Source organism: Pseudomonas brassicacearum (assembly GCF_003732225.1).
GTDB lineage: Bacteria > Pseudomonadota > Gammaproteobacteria > Pseudomonadales > Pseudomonadaceae > Aquipseudomonas > Aquipseudomonas brassicacearum_E.
In genome coordinates this window covers 579366-602044 of record NZ_MOBJ01000009.1, presented here as the reverse complement: position 1 = coordinate 602044, position 22679 = coordinate 579366, and the positions used below count along the sequence as shown (strand labels likewise).

At 60.1% G+C, this 22679-nt stretch carries 20 protein-coding genes and 3 pseudogenes; 5 read left to right on the top strand and 18 right to left on the bottom strand.

The annotated features are described in order from the left end of the window. Window positions 1-43: 43 nt before the first annotated feature. The 3 genes from BK659_RS16360 to BK659_RS16345 form a co-directional block, all read right to left on the bottom strand. The gene (locus BK659_RS16360) at window positions 44-1318 is read right to left on the bottom strand and encodes an NAD(P)/FAD-dependent oxidoreductase (RefSeq protein WP_123426033.1); all 1275 of its coding nucleotides are present in this window, start codon (window positions 1316-1318) and stop codon (window positions 44-46) included. Window positions 1319-1363: 45 nt separating this feature from the next. Beyond that, window positions 1364-2032, bottom strand: a complete 669-nt coding sequence (locus tag BK659_RS16355; RefSeq protein WP_123426032.1) for a haloacid dehalogenase type II — start codon at window positions 2030-2032, stop codon at window positions 1364-1366. A gap of 534 nt (window positions 2033-2566) precedes the next feature. After that, complete coding sequence (locus BK659_RS16345; protein ID WP_123426030.1) at window positions 2567-4039, bottom strand: aldehyde dehydrogenase family protein; 1473 nt, start codon at window positions 4037-4039, stop codon at window positions 2567-2569. Between the two features lie 241 nt (window positions 4040-4280). Between BK659_RS16345 and BK659_RS16340 the strand changes: the two genes are divergently transcribed. Then, on the top strand, window positions 4281-5138 hold the full coding sequence (locus tag BK659_RS16340) for a GNAT family N-acetyltransferase (RefSeq protein WP_123426029.1): 858 nt from the start codon (window positions 4281-4283) through the stop codon (window positions 5136-5138). A 69-nt stretch (window positions 5139-5207) separates the two neighbouring features. Continuing rightward, window positions 5208-5915 carry a cupin domain-containing protein gene (locus tag BK659_RS16335; RefSeq protein ID WP_123426028.1) on the top strand — a complete coding sequence of 236 codons (708 nt, stop codon included), beginning with the start codon at window positions 5208-5210 and terminating at the stop codon, window positions 5913-5915. Here BK659_RS16335 and BK659_RS16330 read toward each other — a convergent pair. The 5 genes and pseudogenes from BK659_RS16330 to BK659_RS16315 all read right to left on the bottom strand — a co-directional run bounded on the left by BK659_RS16330 (window position 5908) and on the right by BK659_RS16315 (window position 10063). After that, the gene (locus BK659_RS16330) at window positions 5908-7158 is read right to left on the bottom strand and encodes an MFS transporter (RefSeq protein WP_123426027.1); all 1251 of its coding nucleotides are present in this window, start codon (window positions 7156-7158) and stop codon (window positions 5908-5910) included. The two genes, BK659_RS16335 and BK659_RS16330, sit on opposite strands and share 8 nt — an antisense overlap. A 458-nt stretch (window positions 7159-7616) precedes the next feature. Continuing rightward, a complete protein-coding gene (locus BK659_RS16325) occupies window positions 7617-8330 on the bottom strand; it encodes a tetratricopeptide repeat protein (protein WP_123426108.1) in 714 nt (237 codons plus the stop codon). Between the two features lie 246 nt (window positions 8331-8576). After that, entirely contained in the window at window positions 8577-9161 is a 585-nt protein-coding gene (locus BK659_RS16320) for an eCIS core domain-containing protein (RefSeq protein ID WP_123426026.1), read from the bottom strand. Between the two features lie 214 nt (window positions 9162-9375). Beyond that, window positions 9376-9486, bottom strand: a pseudogene (locus BK659_RS28165) (DUF6678 family protein); the annotation flags it as partial. Between the two features lie 40 nt (window positions 9487-9526). Then, window positions 9527-10063, bottom strand: a complete 537-nt coding sequence (locus BK659_RS16315) for a dihydrofolate reductase family protein (RefSeq protein WP_123426025.1) — start codon at window positions 10061-10063, stop codon at window positions 9527-9529. 138 nt (window positions 10064-10201) lie between these two features. On the opposite strand from BK659_RS16315, the pseudogene BK659_RS16310 reads away from it, so the two are divergent. Both BK659_RS16310 and BK659_RS28025 read left to right on the top strand, forming a co-directional pair. Further along, a pseudogene (locus tag BK659_RS16310) lies at window positions 10202-10414 on the top strand (VOC family protein); the annotation flags it as partial. Window positions 10415-10456: 42 nt separating this feature from the next. After that, window positions 10457-10588, top strand: a pseudogene (locus tag BK659_RS28025) (hypothetical protein); the annotation flags it as partial. 54 nt (window positions 10589-10642) lie between these two features. Here BK659_RS28025 and BK659_RS16305 read toward each other — a convergent pair. The 3 genes from BK659_RS16305 to BK659_RS16295 all read right to left on the bottom strand — a co-directional run bounded on the left by BK659_RS16305 (window position 10643) and on the right by BK659_RS16295 (window position 13927). Beyond that, window positions 10643-11779, bottom strand: coding sequence for a DmpA family aminopeptidase (locus BK659_RS16305; RefSeq protein ID WP_123426107.1), 1137 nt, complete (start codon window positions 11777-11779; stop codon window positions 10643-10645). Window positions 11780-11860: 81 nt separating this feature from the next. After that, the gene (locus BK659_RS16300; protein WP_123426024.1) at window positions 11861-12970 is read right to left on the bottom strand and encodes a polyamine ABC transporter substrate-binding protein; all 1110 of its coding nucleotides are present in this window, start codon (window positions 12968-12970) and stop codon (window positions 11861-11863) included. Window positions 12971-13111: 141 nt separating this feature from the next. Continuing rightward, window positions 13112-13927 carry a carbon-nitrogen hydrolase family protein gene (locus BK659_RS16295; protein WP_123426023.1) on the bottom strand — a complete coding sequence of 272 codons (816 nt, stop codon included), beginning with the start codon at window positions 13925-13927 and terminating at the stop codon, window positions 13112-13114. Between the two features lie 133 nt (window positions 13928-14060). Between BK659_RS16295 and BK659_RS16290 the strand changes: the two genes are divergently transcribed. Then, window positions 14061-14846 (top strand): helix-turn-helix transcriptional regulator, encoded by a 786-nt coding sequence (locus BK659_RS16290; RefSeq protein WP_123426106.1) that lies wholly within the window; start codon window positions 14061-14063, stop codon window positions 14844-14846. A 70-nt stretch (window positions 14847-14916) separates the two neighbouring features. On the opposite strand, the gene BK659_RS16285 is transcribed toward BK659_RS16290, so the two are convergent. The 7 genes from BK659_RS16285 to BK659_RS16255 all read right to left on the bottom strand — a co-directional run bounded on the left by BK659_RS16285 (window position 14917) and on the right by BK659_RS16255 (window position 22457). Continuing rightward, window positions 14917-15933: a M14 family metallopeptidase gene (locus tag BK659_RS16285; protein ID WP_123426022.1), complete on the bottom strand. Its 1017-nt coding sequence runs from the start codon at window positions 15931-15933 to the stop codon at window positions 14917-14919. 15 nt (window positions 15934-15948) lie between these two features. Then, the gene (locus BK659_RS16280; protein WP_123426021.1) at window positions 15949-16962 is read right to left on the bottom strand and encodes a DMT family transporter; all 1014 of its coding nucleotides are present in this window, start codon (window positions 16960-16962) and stop codon (window positions 15949-15951) included. Next, window positions 16962-17660, bottom strand: coding sequence for an ABC transporter permease (locus BK659_RS16275; RefSeq protein WP_123426105.1), 699 nt, complete (start codon window positions 17658-17660; stop codon window positions 16962-16964). Before BK659_RS16275 ends, BK659_RS16280 begins: the two co-directional genes overlap by 1 nt. A gap of 5 nt (window positions 17661-17665) precedes the next feature. Then, window positions 17666-18379: an ABC transporter permease gene (locus BK659_RS16270; RefSeq protein WP_123426020.1), complete on the bottom strand. Its 714-nt coding sequence runs from the start codon at window positions 18377-18379 to the stop codon at window positions 17666-17668. Window positions 18380-18576: 197 nt separating this feature from the next. Then, window positions 18577-19359 (bottom strand): transporter substrate-binding domain-containing protein, encoded by a 783-nt coding sequence (locus tag BK659_RS16265; RefSeq protein WP_123426019.1) that lies wholly within the window; start codon window positions 19357-19359, stop codon window positions 18577-18579. Between the two features lie 26 nt (window positions 19360-19385). Further along, window positions 19386-21389, bottom strand: coding sequence for an aminotransferase class I/II-fold pyridoxal phosphate-dependent enzyme (locus BK659_RS28160; RefSeq protein ID WP_123426018.1), 2004 nt, complete (start codon window positions 21387-21389; stop codon window positions 19386-19388). Window positions 21390-21581: 192 nt separating this feature from the next. Continuing rightward, window positions 21582-22457: a DNA/RNA non-specific endonuclease gene (locus BK659_RS16255; protein WP_123426017.1), complete on the bottom strand. Its 876-nt coding sequence runs from the start codon at window positions 22455-22457 to the stop codon at window positions 21582-21584. Window positions 22458-22679: the final 222 nt, after the last annotated feature.

Sequence of the window (22679 nt, the reverse complement as noted above, 5' to 3'; positions counted from 1 at the left end):
GAGCGTTTTGAAACGCAAACGACGGTGACGCCACAACTTCAACTCAATGCAAATAGTCCTGGAACCGGTAATAAGCGCCCACCAGCGGCAGGAACCACGGTTTGCCGAAATGCCCGGGAATCGCCGGCCAGTCGAGTTCGCGCCAGGGATTGGCCTCGACCTTGCCGGCCATCACTTCGGCCATGACCTGGCCCATGTGCACCGACATCTGCACCCCATGGCCGCTGTAGCCCATGGAGTGATAAACCCCACCGTGCTGACCGGCACGGGGTAGCCGGTCGGAGGTCATGTCCACCAATCCGCCCCAGCAGTAATCGATCTTCACCTTGGCCAACGCCGGGAACATCTGCACCATCGCCGCCCGCAGCACCTTGCCGCTCTTGGCGTCGGAGACGCTGTCGGACATGGCGAACCGCGCACGGCCGCCAAACAGCAAACGGTTGTCCGGGGTCAGGCGAAAGTAGTTACCGATCATCCGACTGGTGACATAGGCCCGCCGACCGGGCAACAACTGGTCGATCAGGCTCTGGGGAAGGACCTCGGTGGCGATCACGAAACTGCCCACCGGCACGATCCGCCGCCGATACCAGCCCAACCCGCCGTGCTGACAGGCGCCGGTCGCCAGCAGCACTTGCCCGGCGTGCAGCGAACCCTTGGCGGTGTTGACCCGATAGCCGCCGGCCTGGGCTTTCCAGTCCGTCACCGGCGTGTCTTGATAGATCAACGCACCGTGACGTGCCGCCGCCTCGGCCAGACCGACGCCGAAGCGCCCGACATGCATCTGCACGCCGTTGCGCTGCAGCAATCCTCCGTGGAACTGGGCCGAGTCGACTTCAGCGCGTATCTGTTCGGCAGACAGCAACTCGACATCGGCATCGACTTCCCGGCGAATCAATTCGCAGGTCCGCGCCAGGCCCTCGTAGTGCATCGGCTTGGCGGCCAACTTGAGCTTGCCGTTACGCTTGAGGTCGCAGGCGATCTGCTCCTGCTCCACCAGCGAAACCACGCTGTGCACGGCACTCTCGTAAGCCTTGTAATAGGCCCGCGCCTTGTCGGCGCCGAGGCTGGCGCTCAGGCCGGCGTAATCCTGAGCCACGCCGGTATTGCACTGACCGCCGTTGCGACCCGAGGCTTCGCCGATCACCCTGCCGGCTTCCAGCACCACCACACTGGCGCCCTTCAAGGCCAGCGCCCGAGCCGCCGCCAGGCCGGTGAAACCACCCCCGACGATGGCCACGTCGACCTGCCCGGGCAACGCGCCGGACTGAGCACCGGTGAACGCCGGTGCAGTGTCGAGCCAGTAGGATTCACTGCCCATGTCTAACCCGCCTTATGCCAAAAAGAGTGCCGTTACGATGACGATTCAGAGACCGACCAGCGCCGCCAGTCCACCGATGTCGGTGATCTGCCGGTACTCGTAGAAAGCGTTGGCCGGGACTTCGTGACCACGGGCGACGAAGGCCTTGTTCTTGATCTTCATGTCGTGGGCCGGCATCAGGTCGTAACGGAAGCTCGACGACACATGCAAGATGTCTTCCGGGCCACAGTTGAGGTTGTCGAGCATGTACTCGAACGCGGCCAGGCGCGGTTTGTAGGCTTGTGCCTGTTCGGCGGTAAAAACCTTGTGAAACGGTGCGCCGAGCTTATCGACGTTGGACATGATCTGGCTGTTGCTGGCGTTGGAGAAAATCACCAGCGGGATCTTGTCGGCGATTTTCGACAGGCCGGCCGGTACGTCCGGGTGCGGGCCCCAAGTCGGCACGGCGTCGTAATACAGCTGGCCTTCGCCACGGTATTCAATACCCCAACGCTTGCAGGTCCGCGCCAGGGCGGTCTTGAGGATTTCGTCATACGGCATCCAGTCACCCATGACCTGGTCCAGGCGATAGGCCGAGAAGTCCTTGACGAACTGCTCCATCTGCTCGGGCACCACACGATCGGCGAACAGTTCGCGAGTCATCGTACCCATGTGGAAATTGGTCAGCGTACCGTAGCAGTCGAACGTAATGAATTTGGGGCGAAGAAAGCTCATTGAGTGCGGTCCTGAAGTTCGTTGAGGTCATGGCGTGACAAGCATTCGCTCCGTTCCGGGAGCCGTGATGCAACGCTGCAGCACACCGTCATTACACCACCGTGAAATCAGCAGATGGCGTTAAAAGCGACCTCTGCTCGATACAAACCACCGTTTTAGCGCCCGCCCTCAGCAGACTTTGCGGGGCGCTCCAGCCTTGGGCAAACCCCGTATTCATGCGCCCTTATGGGCCTTTATAACGCCGCAAGGCTCAAGCGCACACCGATTCACCGCAGAACCTGCGCCGGGCAGAACGAAAACGGGCGCTTCCCTGAGGAAGCGCCCGTTTGGGTGCAGTTCGCGGCTTACTTGTACACCCCGTAGCAGCTGCCGAGCCTGCGAGGCTGCGTTCGGCTGCGGAGCAGTCGTAAACCCGGTGTGCAGGATCTGTCTGATGTACCGCGAGTTCTGATTTTGCGACTGCTCCGCAGCCGAACGCAGCCTCGCAGGCTCGGCAGCTGCTACGGGTTGCGTCGGGGGCTTATGACCGGCGCGTTACTGCACGATATCGATCAGCACACTCTTGAAGCGCAAATTGGCTTCGAACGCTTCGCGCCCCAGATCCTTGCCAATACCGGAACGTTTGTAGCCACCGGTCGGCAGGATGTAGTCGTTACTGCGTCCGTAACGATTGACCCACACGGTCCCCGCTTCCAGCCGCCGAACCAGGCGCAAGGCGCGATTGATGTCGGCCGTATGCACACCCGCCGCCAGGCCGTAAGTCGCATGCGCCGCCAGACTTAGCGCCTGCTCTTCATCATCGAACGCCTGCACCGTCAGCACCGGGCCGAAGATTTCTTCGCAGACCGCCGGGTTCTGGTTGTCCAGCCCGGTCAGCAAGGTCGGCTGGTAATAGGCGCCACCGAGACCTTCGAATAGCCCGCCGCCGGTGAGCACTTCGGCACCGGCCTGACGCGAGCGCTGGACGATGCCATCGATGCGGCTGGCCTGCTGCCGGGAAATGATCGGCGACAGCGTGCTCTCGGACGACCAGGTCGGGCCGGGGCGCAGCTCCTCGAAATACGCCTGCAAGTGTGCGACAAACGGTTCCATGATCGAACGCTGAATCAACAGCCGAGACCCGGACACGCACACCTGCCCGGCATTACCGGTAATGGCCAAGGCCACCGTGCGAGCGGTTTTGGCGATATCCGGTACATCGGCGAAGACCAATTGCGGACTCTTGCCGCCGAGCTCCAGGGTGACCGGTTTCGGACCGACCAGCGCGCAGGTGGACATGATGCTCGAACCGGTCGCAGTGGAACCGGTAAAGGTCACCTTGCCCACCCGTGGATGACGGCACAAGGCATCGCCCGTGACCCGGCCATCGCCCTGAATCACGTTGAAAATCCCCGCCGGCATCCCCGCCTGCAACGCCAGCTCGGCAAAACGCAGACTGGAAAACGGCGTCAGCTCTGAAGGCTTGAGCACCACGGCATTGCCTGCGGCCAGCGCCGGCGCGACTTTCCAGGAGGCCATGCTCAACGGGAAATTCCACGGCGCGATGGCGGCAATCACGCCGTAAGGTTCGGCGATTTGCATGCCCAGTCGATCGGTCTGGGTGGCGGCAACCTGGCCGCCGTGCTTGTCCGCCAGTTCGGCAAAGAAACGAATGCCCTCGGCGACGTAGGGAATATCCCAGGCGATCACATCTTTATGCGGACGGGTCGAGCCCACTGATTCCAGCGGCGCCAGGACGGCCGCGTCAGCTTCGATCAGATCGGCCCAGCGACGCATGACCCGCGCCCGCTCCCGGGGTGGGCGGCTGGCCCAATCGCTGCGATGGAAAGCCTGCCAGGCATCGTTGACCGCTTCATCCACCAAGTCAGCATCGGCAATCGGCAACTGGGCGTAGACCTGGCCATCCGACGGCCGCACCACCTCAAGCCCCGGTTGAGCATCGCGGTATTGACCGGCAATGAAATGAGCGCTGCGCACAGCGATAAGGCGAGGATCGAAGCTATCCATGGAGCACTCCAAAAAAGGGACGGAGAGTCGTGAACTCAGGCTTCCATCGTAGAAAAAAAGCCCAAGCATTTGCTGCCGACCTTGCCGGGCAATTTAGTAGTAAGTGTGGTCTGTGGGCCTTGCGCGTGCGGAATCTGCCGAATGTTCGGCCCCCTCTTGTCAGGCCTTCACGCAGATGGGATACAGGCACCATCGCGCCGCAAAGCGGTTGATCGCGCACACTGTCCAACGGAGACTCGCCATGTCCGCCCCGCACCCTTCTGCTTATGTCTATCGCCCGATGACAACCGCCGACCTGCCCTCGGCCCATGCCTTGTCCGTGCAATTGAAGTGGCCCCATCGGCTGGACGACTGGGCCATGGTGCTGAGAATCAGCGACGGCTTTGTAGCGCTCGATGGCGAGCGTCTGATCGGTACGGCGTTCGCCTGTCCCCAAGGCGGTTTCGCCACCATCGGCCTGGTGATCGTCAGCGACGACTATCAAGGCAAGGGCATCGGTCGCAAGCTGATGGAGCAGGCACTTGATGCTTGCCAGTCACGCACCCCGGTACTCAACGCGACCCTCGCCGGTGCACCGCTTTACGCGAGTCAGGGCTTTGTCGAGTTCGGTCGGATTCAGCAACACCAGGGCCCGGCGCAAGCCCCTGCACCTGTGCCGCTGGCTGACGGTGAAACCTGTCGCCCGCTACGTGACACCGATAAGGCCCGCGTGCTGGAACTGGCCAATGCGGGCACCGGGCTGGACCGGCAAACGGTTCTCAACGACCTGTTCAATGTGGTCGAGCATTCGGTTGTCATCGAGCGCGATGGCCAGGTGTGCGCCTTCGCCTTGCTGCGCCCCTATGGCCGTGGTCGCGGTATCGGCCCCGTGGTCGCCGAGAACATCGAACAGGCCAAACACCTGATCGCCGAGTTACTGGCCCACGTACCGGATGCCTTCGTGCGCATCGATATTCCGGCAGACAGCGGCTTGAGCGAGTGGCTGGCGTCGGTCGGCCTCAAGCAGGTCGACACTGTGGCGCAAATGGCCCGGGGCACACCGCCGCATTCGGTCAACGGCATCCGGCAGTTCGCGCTCGTCACCCAAGCTATCGGCTGACCACTGCGCTCGATCAAGCAAGCGCTATCCAACTCCCTCTATACCCCATTTCCATGGAGCGTCACCCGTATGTCCCAGCCTACCGTTCTGCTGTTGGCTCGCGCCGACGGCAGCCGTGTTGCCAACTCTTTCAAAGCAACGTCCTTGAGTGCTGCCGATCCATTTATGGACGCTCGTCAGGTCGCTCATACCGGCGCAGATGGCGTGTCTGCCGGTATCGTCGATGCAAGCGAAGTGTTTGACTGTGATGATTTCCCGCACACCGAAGTGGTCGTGGTCCACATCGGCCACGTCACGCTGAAAACCCAAGAGCAGACGCTGGAACTGGGTGTCGGCGCCAGCGCGGTGATCGGTCGCGGGACGGCACTGCGAGTTGACGCGCAACCCGGCACACGCTGGGCATTCTGTGCCGTCAACACCGTGAAACCGACTCCCGGCCTGACCCTGCTCGACCCACTGGCGATGCTCTCGCCATCGGCCGCACCGGAGCCACAAATATTGATCGGACCTACCCCGCAGTGCCGGTCACGCAATGCCTTCGAAGACAGCACCACCGACCTGCGCGTCGGTGTCTGGGATTCGACACCCTACGAACGCCATGGCCGGCCGCATAAACTCAATGAGCTGATGCACCTGATTGAAGGCAGCGTCACCCTGCTGGGTCCCGACGGAACGAGCCTGACGGTCAACACCGGTGACAGCGTATTCGTGCCCCAAGGTGCGCCATGCGCCTGGAAAAGTACGCGGTATGTGCGCAAGGTGTATGCGGTTAAATAGACCCTGCCGAGGGGGCCCGGACAGCAATCTGAGGCAACTGGCGACCGGCAATCAGAATGAACACCACTGACAGCAGCGCACAGAGCGCCCCCAGCATGATCGATGCCGCGTAACTCTGGTAAAGATCGAACAACAGCCCTGCGACGCTCCCTCCGATCAGGGCGGCCACCCCGACCGAAATGTACAGCGCGCCCAGGATCGCCCCCAGATTCGCCGTGCCGAACCAGTTGGCAGCCACCGACGGATAGAGGGATATGCAGCCACCATTGGCCACACCGAAACCAATAGCGAACAGCGCCAGCGTGACGAATGTATGGGCTCCGAGCCACAGAAGATTAAGCAGCGCCAGCGCGAAGGTCAGAACGATCAACAGGCGACGCGCGCCCATCCGGTCACCGATACTCCCCAGGAACAACCGGCCGGCTACGTTGCCGACACCGATAAGCCCGATCAACAGATTGGCCTGGGTGGCGGAAATGCCAAACTGGCGGGCGTAGGGATTGATGTGCACAAGCGCGAGAAACAACCCGACCGAGCCCAAAAAAATCGCCCCGAAGTACCACCAGAATCGCCCCGTACTCGCCGCTTCGGCCAAGCGCATACCGCTGGGTGCCGCCTGACGCCCGCCGCTTGCAGAGGGGGCGAGACCATCGGGCAAAAGGCCCAGCTCCTGGGGATTGCTCCTCACCAGCGACGCCACCAGCAGGCCAACGACAAGAATGGCCACGGCGAAGATCTGCATCGTCGACTCCCAGGAAAAATGCTGCATCAGCAGCCCGGAAGCTGTCGGTCCAACAAAAGTCCCGACACCGGTTCCCGCCAACGCTATGCCCGAAGCCTTGCTGCGGTTCTTGATGAACCAGCGCTGGACCGCTGCCACCGTCGGTACATACACCAGACCGACCCCCAATCCGACCAGGGAGCAGAAGCACACCAGGAACAGCTGCAACGAGCCGGAGGCAAGGCTACCGAGAAAAAAACCGAGCGCCAGCAAGATGATGCCGGCGCAGACCACGACCCGGGTCGAGATGCGATCCGCCAGAGATCCGGAGAAGACCCCGACCGCGTAGTAGATGAAGGCCGTCAGTGAAAACACCGATGCCACGGAAAAACGCCCCACATCGAAGCTGGACTGGATCTGCGAAAAAAACGCCCCGAAGGAGTAGGCGCCGCCAAAGATAAGTGCCAGCAGCAAATGTGCCGCGAACACTACGTACCATCCTGGAAATACTTTGGTTTTCATAACAGTTTGCTCTCGGATCTTTATGGCGCGGACACGCCGGCATCATGAATGCCCCCCAGCTTTATCGGGTGTTCCCTTTTAATATCCATCTATGGCGGGCATATAGACTTGTACATACATGTATGCAACTTTGTGGCCAACCACTCTCCATCCGCCTTTGTCCAGGTACTCCAAAACGCCTGAAAGTCGCACAACACACGGGATCAAATATAAAAAAGCGAAAAAACAGCCCCCCAGCCGATCTGTGGACTGGTGAGTCCTGAGGTATTTTTTTGCACCACGGCGAGAGATTAGGTAACAAGTTGCCGGGAATCGGTGCATGGCGGTGACAGCTGATATCTCGGTTATCCAGGAATACAAAACGCCCGATGCGGTGCACTGAATGAAAAGGGGACTGTGGATTCAACCGGTCGATGCAACAGATTGGCTAAGTCGTTCAGAGGTGGATACTCAGAAACTCAACCGCGCACCAAGTAGGCTCCTAACGGAACCCGATATCGCAGCTTCTTGCAGCTGCCGGGTGCGGGCTGATGCCCCGGCGGGCGATCAGGAAACCAAATTCGGCATTTACCCGGAGGCGGCAAATGGCCGCGGGGAATCTCAACCTCGTCGTACGCGGGCTCTGGCTCGACGGAAGCCATTTGCAATCTTCCTTCGGGCCGAGGTCTGCCAGTGTCGCGCCCAGTATCCAGAGTGGATTGTTCAGCAACGGCCATTTCTGCTTCGCGGCGCCTTGGGGTCTCCTCTTCCAGCCCCTTCTGTACTGTGACCAGATCCTCTTTGGCGTTGGCCGGGGTACTCGAAGACTGGGCCTGCTGCGCCGCCTGGATCAATTGGAAGTTGCGGTTGCGTAACGCGACGTTGCGACCAACCCCCAAGTTCGAGCGCACCGCCAACGTTTCAGCCTGCTGGTACTGACCCTGCTGAAGACGCAATACACCGAGGTAATGCAGTGTCGCGGGATTGTTCGGCTGGATATGCAGGGCACGCTCCAGCGTGGCAGCGGCTTGGTCCAACTGGCCATTTCCATACTGCCGCGAGGCCGTTTCGATCAGGGTGGTTGATGCGCTGTTACTTTGCGAGGGCGAACTTCGCTCGGCAGCAACCGAACAAAGCGACGCGACGGCGCAGAACACCAGGATGAGACCCGGCATAAAACTCTTGGTTGGCATCAGGGGGCGGACTCGACTGATCTCGGACGGCACTGCTGTAAAACAGGCCACAGCGCTGCTCGGCATCTCCGGTACAGGCTGCCAATGGACCTGACTCGTACCCTGAAGTTCCCGCTGCATCGGCCACCGCGACCAGTATCATTTTTTACCACCCCATCCTCCAAGCGTGAAGTCAGAGTGGGTGGTGACCACACACAGTGCTTGCGGACAAGACGCGGGATTTGCCCCTCTTCAACTTGGCAATATTCAGTGAGTCCCTTCCCGCACCGACCGTCTGACCTCAGACTGTATGGCATAAGCTGGCACCTCCACAGCATTGAAATCTTGTGTATACCGCTGGGCAAATCCTTCCACCCCCCATTCCTGATACTGCTGCACATGCTTTAGTTCGTGAGCCCAGAGCGCGATGTCCTGTTCTGCGGTTTGAGCGTCCCGGAAGAGGATGATGTCGATCAGCGTCACGGCACCGACATCGGGGTTTTGCAGCATGGCTGTGGCGGTGCTGAATTGGCCGTTGTCGCTAACTTTGTAGCGCGCGGCATCAAGGACACTGGGGGCGTACCAACGCAGCAGTTGCTCCCGGATGTGCGGTGGAATGGGCTGGATGTCGGCGTTGGCTGCTTCAGCGCGAGCTTGGGTTAGCCACAGCGCCAGGGCAGGTGCCGCGATCTGGTAGATGCCATCAGGCATCTGCCCCAGACCTGGCAGGCAGATACAGCCGTCCAGGCAAACTTGTTTCTCGCCAGCTGGGCAGTCGTTGGTCTGGGCTGGCACTTCAAGAGTCAGGCAAAGAACAAACAGCGCCACCAGGCACGTGGTGATAGGCCGCATTGGGCCCTCCAGGGACGGAAGCAGCACGAACAGTGGATCAAAATTGATCGACGCCCCGCATAACTTTAGCGTATCCCTATCGGTCTCTTCTCGATGACTGCTTTGGGTTGTGGATTCAACCGGTGGACGCAACGACCCAAAGCGCCCCCCGTGTCGAGGTTAGATATTGTAGTTACTGGGGCGAAGGGTTTAGCAGACAGCCGATCCCAGACTGTCATACAGGCGGAAAGTCTTCATACGATTTTGGGAAGTATCCCCAAATTCTCAGAACGTCAGCGCGCACGTCAAACTCGAATCCAATTTGTGCGACGACCTTCGATATTTCGTCTGTATGTGTCCTTGGATCGGACGTCCACGCGGGCGGGTCATGGGGTCAACCGATAGGTGGATTGCACCAAACCCGAAGGAAAGCAGCGGCTGGATACCAGTTTCAATTCAATGTCCTGCTGAAGGGCCCCGAATAATGGCCTTCCCGACCCGATCAGCACAGGAACAGTGGTAATCACCATATCGGCGACTAACCCATCGCGCAGGAATGATTGCACCAACTGCCCGCCATCGACATAGACCCGACGCACGCCTTGCCTCGCCATTTCCTCCATCACGGCCCCGGGTTTGAGGTTGGAAAAACGCAGCTTGCCCTTCAGCGCCTCGGGCACCGACGAATCGGCCAGCTGTTCTGACAGCACCACTACAGGCCGGTCGTAGAACCATGTGTCGAAGGTCAGCGCCTTTTCATAGCTTCCCCGCCCCATCACGATCACATCCTTATCGGCGATGAAGGTTGAGTAGCCATGATCCTCGGTCTGATCATCGCGCTGCAACAGCCAGTCGATGTCACCATCAGGTCGGGCGATGAAGCCATCCAGACTGGTGGCGATGAAAACATGTGCAGTGGCCATCAGGATCTCCTTTGGCCGATTTTTGAAAAACCGGCGCTTTGTACAATACTTGGGGTTTGCCTGTTGATTTGCCAACGTTCAGCCCGGCTGACTGTGCGGCTGGAATGAAGGTATCAGACCTGATTCTGGAGACGCAAAATGGTCAGCAAAAACACGATTTGCCTCTGGTACGACGGCTCTGCGCAGGATGCTGCAGAGTTCTACGCCCAGACATTCCCCGACAGCGCGGTAGTCGCCGTCCATCACGCGCCTGGCGACTATCCGGCGGGCAAGCAAGGCGATGTCATAACGGTCGAGTTCACGGTGATGGGCATCCCTTGCCTCGGGTTGAACGGGGGGTCGGGGATCAAGCAGGCGGCAATCGAAGCGGCACTCGCAGGTTAGCCGGTCGACATTCCGGCCGCTGGATTTCGGACGAGACGCAGCAGGCACCGATTCACCGGCGGTTGCCTGTGCGGCAACGTGCGACTTATGGCAGCGGGCCGACCCTACCGGGTCGGCCTTCGGCCGTTTTCTGCCTGTCATGTATGACCAGTTTGGGTTGTGGATTCAACCGGTTGAATCCACAACCAACAGCAGTCATTCAAAACGTTCGCCATGAGCGGCTCCCGGCCAGCCGGCCTGATGCAAGGCTTTGAGCAGCGTCTCGGAATCCAGGCCCGGCACGGCATGGCCGTTGCCTTCGGTGGTGTCAGCGGCCAGCAAGGCATTGATGATGGCTTCTTCCACCGCTTCGGTGGCGGCCAGGAACAACTCGCTGATGTGGTCGTTGTTGACCATGCTCAGGTTATCGGTAGTCGGCGCACGCTTACTCTCGTAAGCGGCCGGCGGCACATGCTGATTGCCGGTGGCGAAGGCGATGAATATGTCGCCGCTGTGGTCTTCATTGCCGCCGCCGGTGCGGGCGAGGCCGAGGCTGGCACGTTGCGCCAGGCGCGTGCATTGGTGCGGCAGCAACGGCGCGTCGGTGGCCAGGCAAACGACTATCGAGCCCATGCCTGGGTACGGCAGCGACGCCTTGAGGAACGGCGAGTCGGCCTGTTCCATGTAGCGTCCGACCGGGTAGCCGTCGACGCGCAGTTCATTACGGATGCCGTGGTTGGCCTGGACGATGGCCCCAACGGTCCAGCCGCCCTGAGCACTGCTCAGACGCCGTGATGCGGTGCCGATGCCGCCCTTGAATTCATGACAGATCATGCCGCTACCGCCCCCGACGGAGCCTTCCGTTACCGGCCCGCTCTTGGCCGAACGCAGGGCCTCGGCCACATGTTCAATCTTCACATGGAAGCCGTTGATGTCGTTGAGCAGGCCGTCGAAGGTCTCCAGCACCACCGGCATGTTCCAGTAGAGGCGCCCGTCATCCGGCTGCTGTTCACGGTCCAGCACAACCAGCGCATCGCGTACCACGCCCAGGCTGTGGGTGTTGGTGAAGGCGATGGGACTGGTCAAGAGACCCGCCTCGCGAATCCATTCCAGACCGGTGGCGTCGCCGTTGCCGTTCAACACATGGACGCCGGCAAAGCACGGTTGCTGGCTGGTGGAACCGGCACGCGGTTCGATCAGGGTGACGCCGGTCAGGATGTCGCGGCCGTTGGCGGTGCGTCCTCGCACATTACTGTGGCCGACCCGTACACCGGGCACATCGGTGATGGCATTGAGGGGGCCGGGTTGCAGTTGGCCGAACTGAATGTTCAGGTCGCGGGCACGTGGTTTCATCGTCTCTTTCATGATCTCTCTCATGTTTGATTTGTTGCATGAAGGGGCGTGGCTTGTCATCAGCAGAGCCGAGTCAGCCAATCAAGCGCCGGTCTTGATCGTGTTCCACGCACGGGTGCGCACGCGCTCCGTCTTCAGCGGGAGTGGTTCTAGCGGAAATAGCGTGTCAAGGACTTGCTTGGACGGATACACCCCGGGGTTGTCGCGGACTTTTTTCTCGACAAGCGCGGTGGCATCCTTGTTGGCGTTCGGATAGCTCAGGTAGTTGGATGACTCAGCGATGACTTCGGGGCGCAGCATGTAGTTGATGAAGGCCAACCCTTGCTCCGGGTTCGGCGCATCGTTGAGCTGCACCAGACTCTCCACCCACACCGGGGCACCTTCGCGTGGAATGCTATAGACGAGGTTGCGATGGTTGCCAGCCAGCTCGGAGGCCTTTTGCGCATCGGCGACACCACCAGCCCAGCCCAGCACGACGCAGATGTTGCCATTGGCTAGATCAGAGATGAACTTGGAAGAATCGAAGTAGACGATATGGGGACGCAGTTTCAGCAGCAGCTCCTGGGCTTTTTTGTAATCCTCCGGGTTCTGGCTGTTGTAGGGCAGTCCAAGGTAGTGCAACGCGATGGGAATGACCTCGCTAGGGGCGTCCAGCATGGCCACACCGCATTGACTCAGTTTGGCCAGATTTTCTTCCTTGAAAATCAGGTCCCAAGAATTAACTGGCGCATCTGGGCCGAGTATCGATTTAACCTTGTCCGCGTCATAGCCGATGCCAGTCGTACCCCACAGATAAGGGGCCGCATAGCTGTTTCCGGGATCGTTGTTCTGCAACTTGGCGAGGATGTCAGGGTCGAGGTGCGACCAGTTGGGCAACTTTGAGCGATCCAGTTTTTTGAGCACACCCGCTTTGATCAGATTCGGTAGCAGGTCGCCACTGGCAACCACTACGTCATAGCCACTGCGGCCGGCCATCAGTTTGCTTTGCATGACGTCGCTGTTGTCGAACACATCGTATACAGCGCTGATGCCCGCTTCTTTCTGGAAGTCTTTCATCGTGTTCGGGGCAATGTAGTCATACCAGTTGTAGATGTGCACGCTGGGTGTGGCAGGCTCGTCGGCCTCGGCGCAGACCAGGCCTACACTGAAAAGCGTGACCAGCACGAATTGCATGTAACGAGTCGGTTTCATCGGGATGCTCCAGAGCGTTAGCGTCGGGTCCATGGACACGAGCACTGCTCCTGCTAGTGTGTGAATTATTGTTGTGGCAGGGTCGAAATCGGAATCAAGACGGAACAATCGCTGTGGTGTGGTATACCCCTCGCGCCTGGTTCAGGGGATCAGTAGTTCACGTCGACCATCACCGTGCTCAATCTGCTCGCCGGTCAGGAGCAGGCGGCGGTCACTGAGGTAGTCATAGTCGCGGCGAGCGGTGCGCAGCAGGTCGAGATCCAGCTCTACCACCTGACGGCACTCTGCGCGCCCAGCTTCGAATAGGGTGCGCCCGAAGGGATCGATCGCTGCACTCCCACCGGCAAAAACGAGGCCTTCATCGCCGTCGCCGACTCGATTCACCATCACCGCGAATGCCTGGTTTTCCTGAGCGCGAGCCATGATCGCGGTGCGGTGGACAGGGCCGTAGGGATCCATGTTGCCGTTAGTGACCAGGATCAGCTCGGCGCCGAGTTGGCCGAGGGCTCGAGCACTTTCCGGCAACTCAATGTCGTAGCAAATCAGGATGCCGACACGGACTCCCTTCCAGAGCGCAGTGGCATAGCGGTCTCCCGGCTGGAACAGGCCGCGTTCCGACGGCCAAAGGTGAGTCTTGCGATAGCTCAAGGCAATCCCTTGTGGGGTTACCAGCAGGGAGGTGTTGTAGAAGATGCCGGAGTCGTTCTCAGCCATGCCAACCACCACCGAGACGTTCCGTTCGCGTGCGGCGCGCTGCACGGCCTGCACACTTGGCCCGTTCAGGGGCTCGGCAACTTCGGCGAGCTGTTGCGCGCTGGCAAATCCCATCAACTGGGTCTCTGGAAATATCAGCAGATCGGTATCCACTGCGCAGGTAGCGATGGCCTGCAAGGTACGCTCTAGGTTATAAGCGGTATCGCCATCGCGACCGGTAAGTTGTACGAGTTCAATCTTCATCGGTGATCCTTTCACGTGTATGTGGGCTCGCAATCGCCAAACTGAACAGCACCCGCCAGGGCTGGATGGAGTATGGAGAGCCATAAAACGGAAAGTAATCACATCGATGGGGTAACCCCGTATGGGTAGAAACGTGAGCATTACATTGCAGGATATGGCCTGGCACCAGGCGATTGGCAGGCTGATTGAGGCACTTGACCGTCCTGATTTCTGGCTGGCCCTGGTGCGTCTGCTGGATAGATACATACCGGTGGACAGTTGGGTCGTGCTGATTTTCAGCAATGGCCGGCCGCAGGTGCTCGCAGAATGCCCTGGCAAGGATGGCGGGCCGGACCCGCTCTTTCAGGATTACCTCAAAGGCCTGTATCTACTTGACCCCTTTTACCTGGCCAACCGAGAAGCACCGCAGAACGGTTTGTTGTGGCTAGCCGATGTGGCGCCGGAGTGCTTCGAACACACCGACTACTACCAACGCTACTTCCGCCTCAATGTCGTTGCCGACGAAGTACATATCAACGTCCAACTCGACGCGGAACGCACCCTCAGCCTGTCGCTGGGAAGTGAGGGTCTCTTCAGTCCAGAGCAGATAGCCCTGCTCACACTCATCCAGTCCTGGGTTGCCGCCCTGATGCGTCAGCGCATGGCATTCGAGCGGGAGGTGCTGGAGCAGAACGCGTCGGCGACGCCAAGCTGGCAGAGCTGGCTGGACTCCACTGACCAGCAGTTGGATACCCCGCTCTCCGCCCGCGAACTGGAAGTCGGCCGGCTAATGCTCAGCGGCTGCTCAAACAAGGAGATCGCGCGCAAGCTGGCGATTTCCGCCGAGACTGTGAAGGTCCACCGCAAGCACATGTACAGCAAACTCGGCATTAAATCTCAGTCCGAGCTGTTCTCACTGTTTCTGAACGCTCAGAGCTGAAGTCGAAGTTTCATAATGGCGTCAGTTCCCAAGACAATCGGTTCGAGGGCCATCGGCTCCTTGGCCAGTGCTAGTTCGGGTCCAACAATCCGCCGCTCCAGTTGCGCGACACCCGGGTTCCGGTGAATTTCGCCACCACCATGCCCTGAGGCACCAGCCGGTCCCGATAGCGTGTCACCATTCGCCCCGCCTGCTCGGCAAATAGCACCACTTCGGAAGACCGATCACCCGGCCGCCCCAGAATCCGTGCGAACCGCTGCCCTTCTTCGACGAAATCGCCGAGCGCTTTTTCAAAGATCAGTACCCCGGACTGTGGGGCGAGAATGGTCTCCATATGGCCCATTTGCATTGCCTCGACGGGCCAATCGCCTGGCGACAGCGCCTCATCGATGACCCCACACGCGCAAAGCCAGGCGTATAGGCCCGCAGCATCCTGCTCGGCAAGCCGATCGCTGACATCGCCCTGCCCGCGCAATTCCAGGGTCGCGGCCATGCGCTGATCGGTGACGCCATCGCGCAGCCAGGGCGCAATGATGGTTTCCTCGAAGGAGCCATCGCCACCGTCATCCCAGATGATCGCCACATCCATCTTCATCGCCGCCGCCAGTTCGCGGCCACGTGGCCAGAAACTGCGGTGAACGTAGAGGTACGGTATTGCCTCGTCATCCGTGTGCAGGTCGAGCATTAGATCCGCCGTGGCCGCCAGTTGTACCAGGCTTTTTTGCCATTCCTGGACATTGGTCGAAGGTCGAGCCATTGCTGTCGACTGGTCGAACGAACGGTTGAAGTTATGGCCGGTGGCGTCGTGAAACCGACCGAGAATTCGCCCTTGGCGAAACTGCCCGATGCCCAGGGGATTGGCCTGCGGCACCACCGTCACACGGCCCTTGAGGCGGCCCTCGGCCTCGGCGACCTGAAGCCGCTGCATCAGCACATGCAGGACCAGCATCCCGGCGATTTCATCGGCATGTACCCCCGCCTGCAAGTGCACCTTCGGCCCGCTGCCATCACCCTCGAAACGCCAGGCGCCGACCCGCACCGCGTCGCCATTATTGTTCCGGACACTGAACGAAATATCCTGCGCCATACACTTGCCCTCCCCTCATGACCATTGATCCCGATGCTCGACGGACTCTGGATCGAAGGGTGCCTGAACCCCGAGACCTTCAGCCCCGCCAACGGCCTCCCTATCTGTCGTTGCTGGATAAAGGGGTTGCGTCACGGAGCATTCAGCGCCAACGACGTCCTGTGACGGGTGGCGGCCAAAGATCATCGCCAGGGTGCCGCTGACTGCAATCAACCCGGCACCGATCATCAGCGACACATCCATCAGCGTGCCCCAGACCAGGTTCGACAGCGCGAATGCCCAGATCAACCCGGTATATTCGAACGGTGCCAGCAAGATCGCCGTGGCCCGCTGAAAACTGGCGAACAGCAGAAACTGCCCGATACCGCCCACCAGCCCGGCGCCAAGCATCCCCAGCCAGGCCAAGGTCGGCGATGGGGTGTGGGTCCAGGGCAACGCCAGCATCATGCAAATGACAAACACCACATTGGTGATCAGCATCTGCTCCAACACTGAAGTCTGGTCATCCACCTGCCGCAACTGGATGTAGGTGAACGCCCAGCACATCGCCGCCAACAGCGTCAGAACGATCGGCAACGGGTCGGCCATGTTGCTGGGGCGACAGGCAATGATCACGCCGACAAAGCCGATGATCAGGGTGAACCACTGCCAGCCGCTGGCACGCTCCTTGAGGATGACGACCGCCAGCACCGTGACCATGATCGGTGCTGAAAAATACAGCGTGGTCATCTCTGCCAGCGTCAGGTCCCGGGCAGCCGTGTAATACAGCAGCCAGGCAACAATCGACAGTAGCCCGCGCACCACCAGCAAGCGCCGGCTCGGCGAGCGCCAGGCCCGCTGAACCAGCCGCAGGCGCCCTGCCAGCAGACAGGCGAGCACTACCACGAGGCCGCGCCAGAACAGGATGCTGATCACCGAATAGTCGGCCACCAGCCACTTGATGCCCGCATCCTGCAAAGACAGGAACGCGTAACCCAAGGTGCACAGGCCAATGCCCTGTAACGACCGGTCAACCCGTGGCGCGCTCATTACACCGACCTGCGCAGCGGCGTCCCGCGCCGCTCGGCAAAGGCGAACAGCGCCTCGATCAGGAACGTCAGGCAGACATACACCCCAGCCACCAGCAGCAACGGTTGATAGACTTGCAGGGTCTGGGCACGGACCACGTTGGCGGCGCCCAGCAAGTCGATCACCGCGATGGTCGAGGCCAGTGCCGTGGACTTCAGCAACATTACGGTCTCCCCGGCCAATGTCGGCAACAGCAACCGCATGGCCCGGGGCAAGCGCACCCGCAGCAGGGACTGACGCGGGGTCATGCCAAAGGCCGAGGCGGCCTCCATTTCCCCCTTTGGCACTGCCAACAGGCCGCCGCGAATCACTTCGCCAACATAGGCGCCCACCGACAGCACCAGGGCGAACACGATGTACCAATAGCCGTCACGCAGATAAGGCCAGAGAAAACTGCCACGAATCAGCGGAAACTGCGCAAACAGGCTGCCCAGCCCGTAGTAGAAGATGTAGATCTGGATCAGCAACGGTGTACCGCGAAACACGCTGGTGTAGAACAGGCTGGCCTTGGCGATGACTTTATTCTTCGAGATCCGGGCCAGCGCCACCAGCACCGCGAGCACTAAACCGAATGCACTGGCAATCAACAGAAGGGTGATGCTCGTTTGCAGCCCTCGGCCCAACAGCGCCGCGTATTCAACTATCCACGCTGGAATCATTTCATTCACTCAGCCAAGGGCATCCAGCGACGAGTGCGTCGCTCAAGCCGTCCCGACAGATAGTTGGACACCAATGTCACCGCGTAATACATCGCCGCGGCCGTGAGGTAGAACAACAGGTAGTGACGCGTCGAACCCGCCCCTTGCTTGGCGGTGTACAACAGCTCGTTAGTGCCGACCACGCTGATCAATGCACTGTCCTTGATCAGGTTGATCCACAGGTTGGCCATCCCGGCCATCGCATAGGGCGCCATGATCGGTAGCGTTACCCGCCGGAACAGCCCGAACCCGCTCTGGCCGAACGCCCTCGCCGCCTCGATCTGGCCAAAGGGAATCGCCTGGATCGCCGCCCGAAAAATCTCCGATGCATAGGCGCCTTGCACCAAGCCCAGCACCAGGATTGCCGCCAGAGGGCCGCTGACATTGACAGCGGAGTAACCCATCCGGGCCATCAGCGAATTGAGGAGCATGGAGCCGACGTAGTACAGCAACAGGATCAGCAACAGTTCCGGAACCGCCCGGAACAACGTGGTGTAGCCGCGCATCAGCGCCGCGATCGGTTTGGGGGCGCTCAACTTGAGGCAGGCCACCACCAGTCCGATGAACAGCCCGACCACAAAGGCCCCGGCCGATATCTGCAGGGTCATCCAGAGCCCCTTCAACAGCGCACCGCCCCATCCTTGTTCGCTGAAATCGATCAACTCGAACATTGCTGGCATTTCACTCTCCCGTTATCGCAAACCAACCGCCTGCCGCGATCCCTGTGGGAGCGAGCTTGCTCGCGAAAAAACGCTAACGATAACGCGGGCCTTCAGATGAACCGCAGCGCACTGACGTCCATCGCGAGCAAGCTCGCTCCCACAGAGGGCAGTCGGCGCACCGTTTTCATTCGGGTGGCCGACGTCCGGTATTGCGGTCAGAACGCGGGTTTCACGCTGGTCCCGAAGTAGCTCTGGGAGAGGTCGTCATAGTCCTTGCTTGCCAGCAACTTCTGGATCGCCTTGTCGAGATTGGCCTTGAGCGCAGTGTCATCCTTGCGCAGACCGGCGCCCACGCCTTTGCCGAAGATCGGGTCATAAGGCACCGTGCCCAGGTAGGCCAGGTCCTTGGCATCGGGCGTCTTGACGAATGCCGCCATGGCCGTGCCATCCGCCATCATCAGGTCGACACGACCGGCAATCAGGTCGGCGTTGGCCGAGTCCTGGGTGTCGTAATACTTCACTTCAGCAATTTTCTCGTAGTAAGCCTTCAGGTAGCTGGCGCTCACCGTCGAGTTCTGCACAGCGATGATCTTGCCCTTGAGATCATCCGGATACTTGTTCACCGCAGTGCCCTTGGGCCCGACAACCGCGATTGCCGAATCGTAGTAGGCCTTGCTGAACGCGATCTGTTTTTCGCGCTCTTCGGTCACGGACATGGAGGAGAAAATCACGTCGATCTTCTTCGCAAGCAGAGACGGGATGATCCCGTCCCACGCCACTTCCTTGATCTCGCACTCGGCTTTCATTTCGCTGCACAGCTTGTGGATCAGGTCGACTTCAAAGCCTTTCCATTCACCGTTGGCCTGCTTCTCGGTGTACGGCGGATAGGGTTCTGCTGCGACCGCGAACCTGATCGGCTGGGCCTGAGCCGCGCTCATGCCGGCCAGCATTACGCAGGCCACGCCGGTTAACCAGTTTGCCAAACGTCGATTTCCCATGATTGTTCCCCGTTTTTTTTATGTTATTAGCGAGTCTGATGAGCGTTGACGAACTGCCGACAACGCTCGCTGCGTGGGTGTACGAACACTTCGTCCGGCGAACCGGTTTCCTCGATCAACCCTTGATGCAAGTAGGCGACTTTGGAAGAGACATCACGTGCAAAAGCCATCTCATGAGTCACCAGGATCATGGTCCGGCCTTCTTCGGCGAGAGAGCGGATCACCCGCAGCACTTCTCCGACCAGTTCCGGGTCGAGTGCCGAGGTGGGTTCATCGAACAGCATGACCTTGGGCCGCATGGCCAGGGCGCGGGCGATGGCCACCCGTTGTTGCTGTCCCCCGGAGAGAAACGCCGGGTACTCGTTGCGCTTGGCTGAAAGCCCCACGCGTTCAAGCAAGGCTTCGGCCCGTTCAGTGGCCTCCGCACGGCTTTCACGCAGGACCTGAGTCGGCGCTTCGATGAGGTTTTCCAGCACCGTGCGATGGGGCCAGAGGTTGAAGTTCTGGAACACCATGCCCAGGCTCGAACGGATCCGTACCAGCTGCTTGGCGTCGGATACCAGCGGCGCGCCGGGACGCGAGTGGTTCAGATGAATGCTTTCGCCGTCCACCAGAATGCGCCCCTGGTCCGGCACTTCGAGCATGTTGATGCAGCGCAGCAAGGTACTTTTACCCGAGCCGCTGGCGCCAATCAGCGAGATCACATCGCCTTCGCGGGCGGTCAGGGAGACGCCTTTGAGGACCTCGATGTTGCCGAAGCGTTTATGCAGGCCATCGACTTCAATCATGGTCTTGGCCGCGACCGGCTCAACGGCCGCTTCGCTGGTCACACGGGTGATCGCCGGCCTCGGCGCTTCGCCCTTCAACACCAGGACAAAATCGCGAATACGCTGGCAGGCCTGGGCCAGTCGTTCTTCACCCAGCGTGAACGAGAGCCGCACGAAGCCTTGCGCCGGCTCGCCGAAAGCAGCTGCATCGAGGACCGATACGCCCGCCTCGCGCAACAGACGCCAGGCGAATTCCAGAGAGGACAAACCGGTGCCACGCACGTCCACCAGCACGAACATGCCGGCATCGGGCTTAAGTACTGAAATCCCCGGACAATCAGACAGGCTCGCCACCACCAGATCGCGACGACGGCGATAGATTTCGCGCATGCCGTGGGTCACATCCTCATGGGCTTGCACTGCCTTGAGCGCAGCCTCCATGACAAATCCCGGCAAGCCGTAGAGCATGCTCAGCATCAGGGTTTCGGCATGCGCCACCAGGGATTTATCGGCGACGATCCAGCCGATCCGCCAGCCGGTCATGGCATGGGATTTCGACAGGCTGCCGATCACCACGCAACGCTCGGCCATGCCCGGCAAGGCCGCCAGGCTGAGGTGCTCGCGTTCGAACGCCAGGCTCTCATAGACCTCGTCCACCACGACCCACAAGTCATGGGTAATGGCGAGGTCGGCGATGGCTTGCAGCTCTTCGCGGTTGAGCACCACCCCGGTGGGGTTGTTCGGATTGGAGAGGAAAATCGCCCGGGTGCGCGGGGTGATGGCCTTGGCCAGCACGGCGGCATCGAGCCTGAAACCCGAATCCGCCGCGCAGGGCACGCGCACCAGCGTCGCACCGGAGGCCTTGAGCGTCGCCTCGTAGGTCACGTACATCGGGTCCAGAGCAATCACTTCGTCGCCGGCAGTGAGCAGGCACATCGAGGCGATAAACAGCGCGTTCTGCGCTCCCGCCACATTGATGACATTTGATGCTTGCAGCTCACGGTCAAACAGCTGGCTGTACCGGGCGGCGATGGCTTCGCGCAAGGCCAGGCGACCGGCGATTTCGGTGTAGTGAGTGTCGCCCTCACGCAGCGCGTGAATGGCGGCATCGGTGATGAAGTCTGGAGTAGGGAAATCCGGGTCGCCGATGCTCAGGATGATCACATCCTCGCCCCGGCACTGGGCTTCATACGCCGCATTGTGAATATCCCAGGCTGCAACGCCTTGGCCTGAGATCCGCTCAACAAAGGGTGAAAACCGCATGCCAGTGCCTCGTTCGAATAGAAGAAACGCAAGCCCGCAACCAGCCGGGGGAGAAGGTGGAACGAACATAGACGAAGCTGAACAGTCGTTCAACAGAAAAGTCACAGGGGTTCGCGTTCAGCGTAAACAGGTCGTTTTTACGACAGTCAGGCTGTTTTCCACACTCCCGTCAGGGAAGCGGACTTTCGTCGATCAGGATCGAACCACTGAACCCGAGACCGGTAGATTGCCCAGCAGGTTGAGTCCCGTGATCTTCACGAAAGTCTCGTAGTCCACCGGCTTCTCAATGCGGGTTTCCGCGTTGGGTAGCACATACGCCCAGGCACGTTTGGACGAAGCGTCGTAGACCAGCTTGAACAGGCGGTCAGGTACCCAGACCTTGTTGTCGCCAATGGTGGCATGGCCTGCGTCAAAGAGCGGGCCGGTAAAGACAAAGACATTGCCATCGGCGCGCTTCGCGAACTTCCTGACATCAGATTCGACCTTGCTCCAGATCTTCCGGTTATTGGTCGGGTTTTGCGGCACCATGTTCGACAGCGCAAAGGACTGGGCCATTGCATGTGGACTCGGTGCATCGGCCGCCGGGGACTGATGGCCGCGATCCACTGCCGGATGTTGGCCACGGTAGTCGCTCAACTCTGCCCGCCCGCTCTTGGGAATGCGTGGGTCTGGATAGAACTGATTGGTTCGTTCTTCCCCCTTGGCATCCTCAAGCAGAGCTGAATTCAGACGCTCGACCACAACCAACGGAGTCTTGCTGGTTTGCGAGTACAGCACCGCAAAGTTGTCGGAACACAGGGCCAAGGGCTTCATCGTTGCCGGCACACTGGCCATGCTGATCGGCCTGGCTGCCGGGAACAGGTCTGCGCACCCATCAAACGATGCCTGCGTCTGTTTGCTTGAGTAAAGCTCGATCGCCGCGTTCTGGCTGATTGAGCCTGAACGGTGCCCTTGCTCCTCATGCTGGCTGGGCGGTTTGAGGAAATCCAGAAGGTTGCGAGCTTCTGCCGCACCGGTCGAGAACAAAACAAGGGACGACAGCCCCACTGCTATTTTGCGTAGGTTCATGCTTGGAATCTTTGAGTTGGATTGAGGGGTAAACGTACGGCGAGTCCCGATTCACGGAACCAGGTGGAGGCGGTTGCTGATTATATTGCGGCGAGCATGTTTACACTGTCCTTGATCAAAATGCAGATGCGGATCCGGTTGGCTCCGAGCAGTACGACCACGGACGGTCGTGCGGGATTTATTGACCATTACAAGTCACATTAGTGCTGAGCAGCGTTTACA

Coding starts and splice junctions, on each gene's coding strand:
- BK659_RS16360 (WP_123426033.1), bottom strand. CDS start 1,318: ATGGGCAGTGAATCCTACTGGCTCGACACTGCACCGGCGTTCACCGGT.
- BK659_RS16355 (WP_123426032.1), bottom strand. CDS start 2,032: ATGAGCTTTCTTCGCCCCAAATTCATTACGTTCGACTGCTACGGTACG.
- BK659_RS16345 (WP_123426030.1), bottom strand. CDS start 4,039: ATGGATAGCTTCGATCCTCGCCTTATCGCTGTGCGCAGCGCTCATTTC.
- BK659_RS16340 (WP_123426029.1), top strand. CDS start 4,281: ATGTCCGCCCCGCACCCTTCTGCTTATGTCTATCGCCCGATGACAACC.
- BK659_RS16335 (WP_123426028.1), top strand. CDS start 5,208: ATGTCCCAGCCTACCGTTCTGCTGTTGGCTCGCGCCGACGGCAGCCGT.
- BK659_RS16330 (WP_123426027.1), bottom strand. CDS start 7,158: ATGAAAACCAAAGTATTTCCAGGATGGTACGTAGTGTTCGCGGCACAT.
- BK659_RS16325 (WP_123426108.1), bottom strand. CDS start 8,330: ATGCCAACCAAGAGTTTTATGCCGGGTCTCATCCTGGTGTTCTGCGCC.
- BK659_RS16320 (WP_123426026.1), bottom strand. CDS start 9,161: ATGCGGCCTATCACCACGTGCCTGGTGGCGCTGTTTGTTCTTTGCCTG.
- BK659_RS16315 (WP_123426025.1), bottom strand. CDS start 10,063: ATGGCCACTGCACATGTTTTCATCGCCACCAGTCTGGATGGCTTCATC.
- BK659_RS16305 (WP_123426107.1), bottom strand. CDS start 11,779: ATGAAACCACGTGCCCGCGACCTGAACATTCAGTTCGGCCAACTGCAA.
- BK659_RS16300 (WP_123426024.1), bottom strand. CDS start 12,970: ATGAAACCGACTCGTTACATGCAATTCGTGCTGGTCACGCTTTTCAGT.
- BK659_RS16295 (WP_123426023.1), bottom strand. CDS start 13,927: ATGAAGATTGAACTCGTACAACTTACCGGTCGCGATGGCGATACCGCT.
- BK659_RS16285 (WP_123426022.1), bottom strand. CDS start 15,933: ATGGCGCAGGATATTTCGTTCAGTGTCCGGAACAATAATGGCGACGCG.
- BK659_RS16280 (WP_123426021.1), bottom strand. CDS start 16,962: ATGAGCGCGCCACGGGTTGACCGGTCGTTACAGGGCATTGGCCTGTGC.
- BK659_RS16275 (WP_123426105.1), bottom strand. CDS start 17,660: ATGATTCCAGCGTGGATAGTTGAATACGCGGCGCTGTTGGGCCGAGGG.
- BK659_RS16270 (WP_123426020.1), bottom strand. CDS start 18,379: ATGCCAGCAATGTTCGAGTTGATCGATTTCAGCGAACAAGGATGGGGC.
- BK659_RS16265 (WP_123426019.1), bottom strand. CDS start 19,359: ATGGGAAATCGACGTTTGGCAAACTGGTTAACCGGCGTGGCCTGCGTA.
- BK659_RS28160 (WP_123426018.1), bottom strand. CDS start 21,389: ATGCGGTTTTCACCCTTTGTTGAGCGGATCTCAGGCCAAGGCGTTGCA.
- BK659_RS16255 (WP_123426017.1), bottom strand. CDS start 22,457: ATGAACCTACGCAAAATAGCAGTGGGGCTGTCGTCCCTTGTTTTGTTC.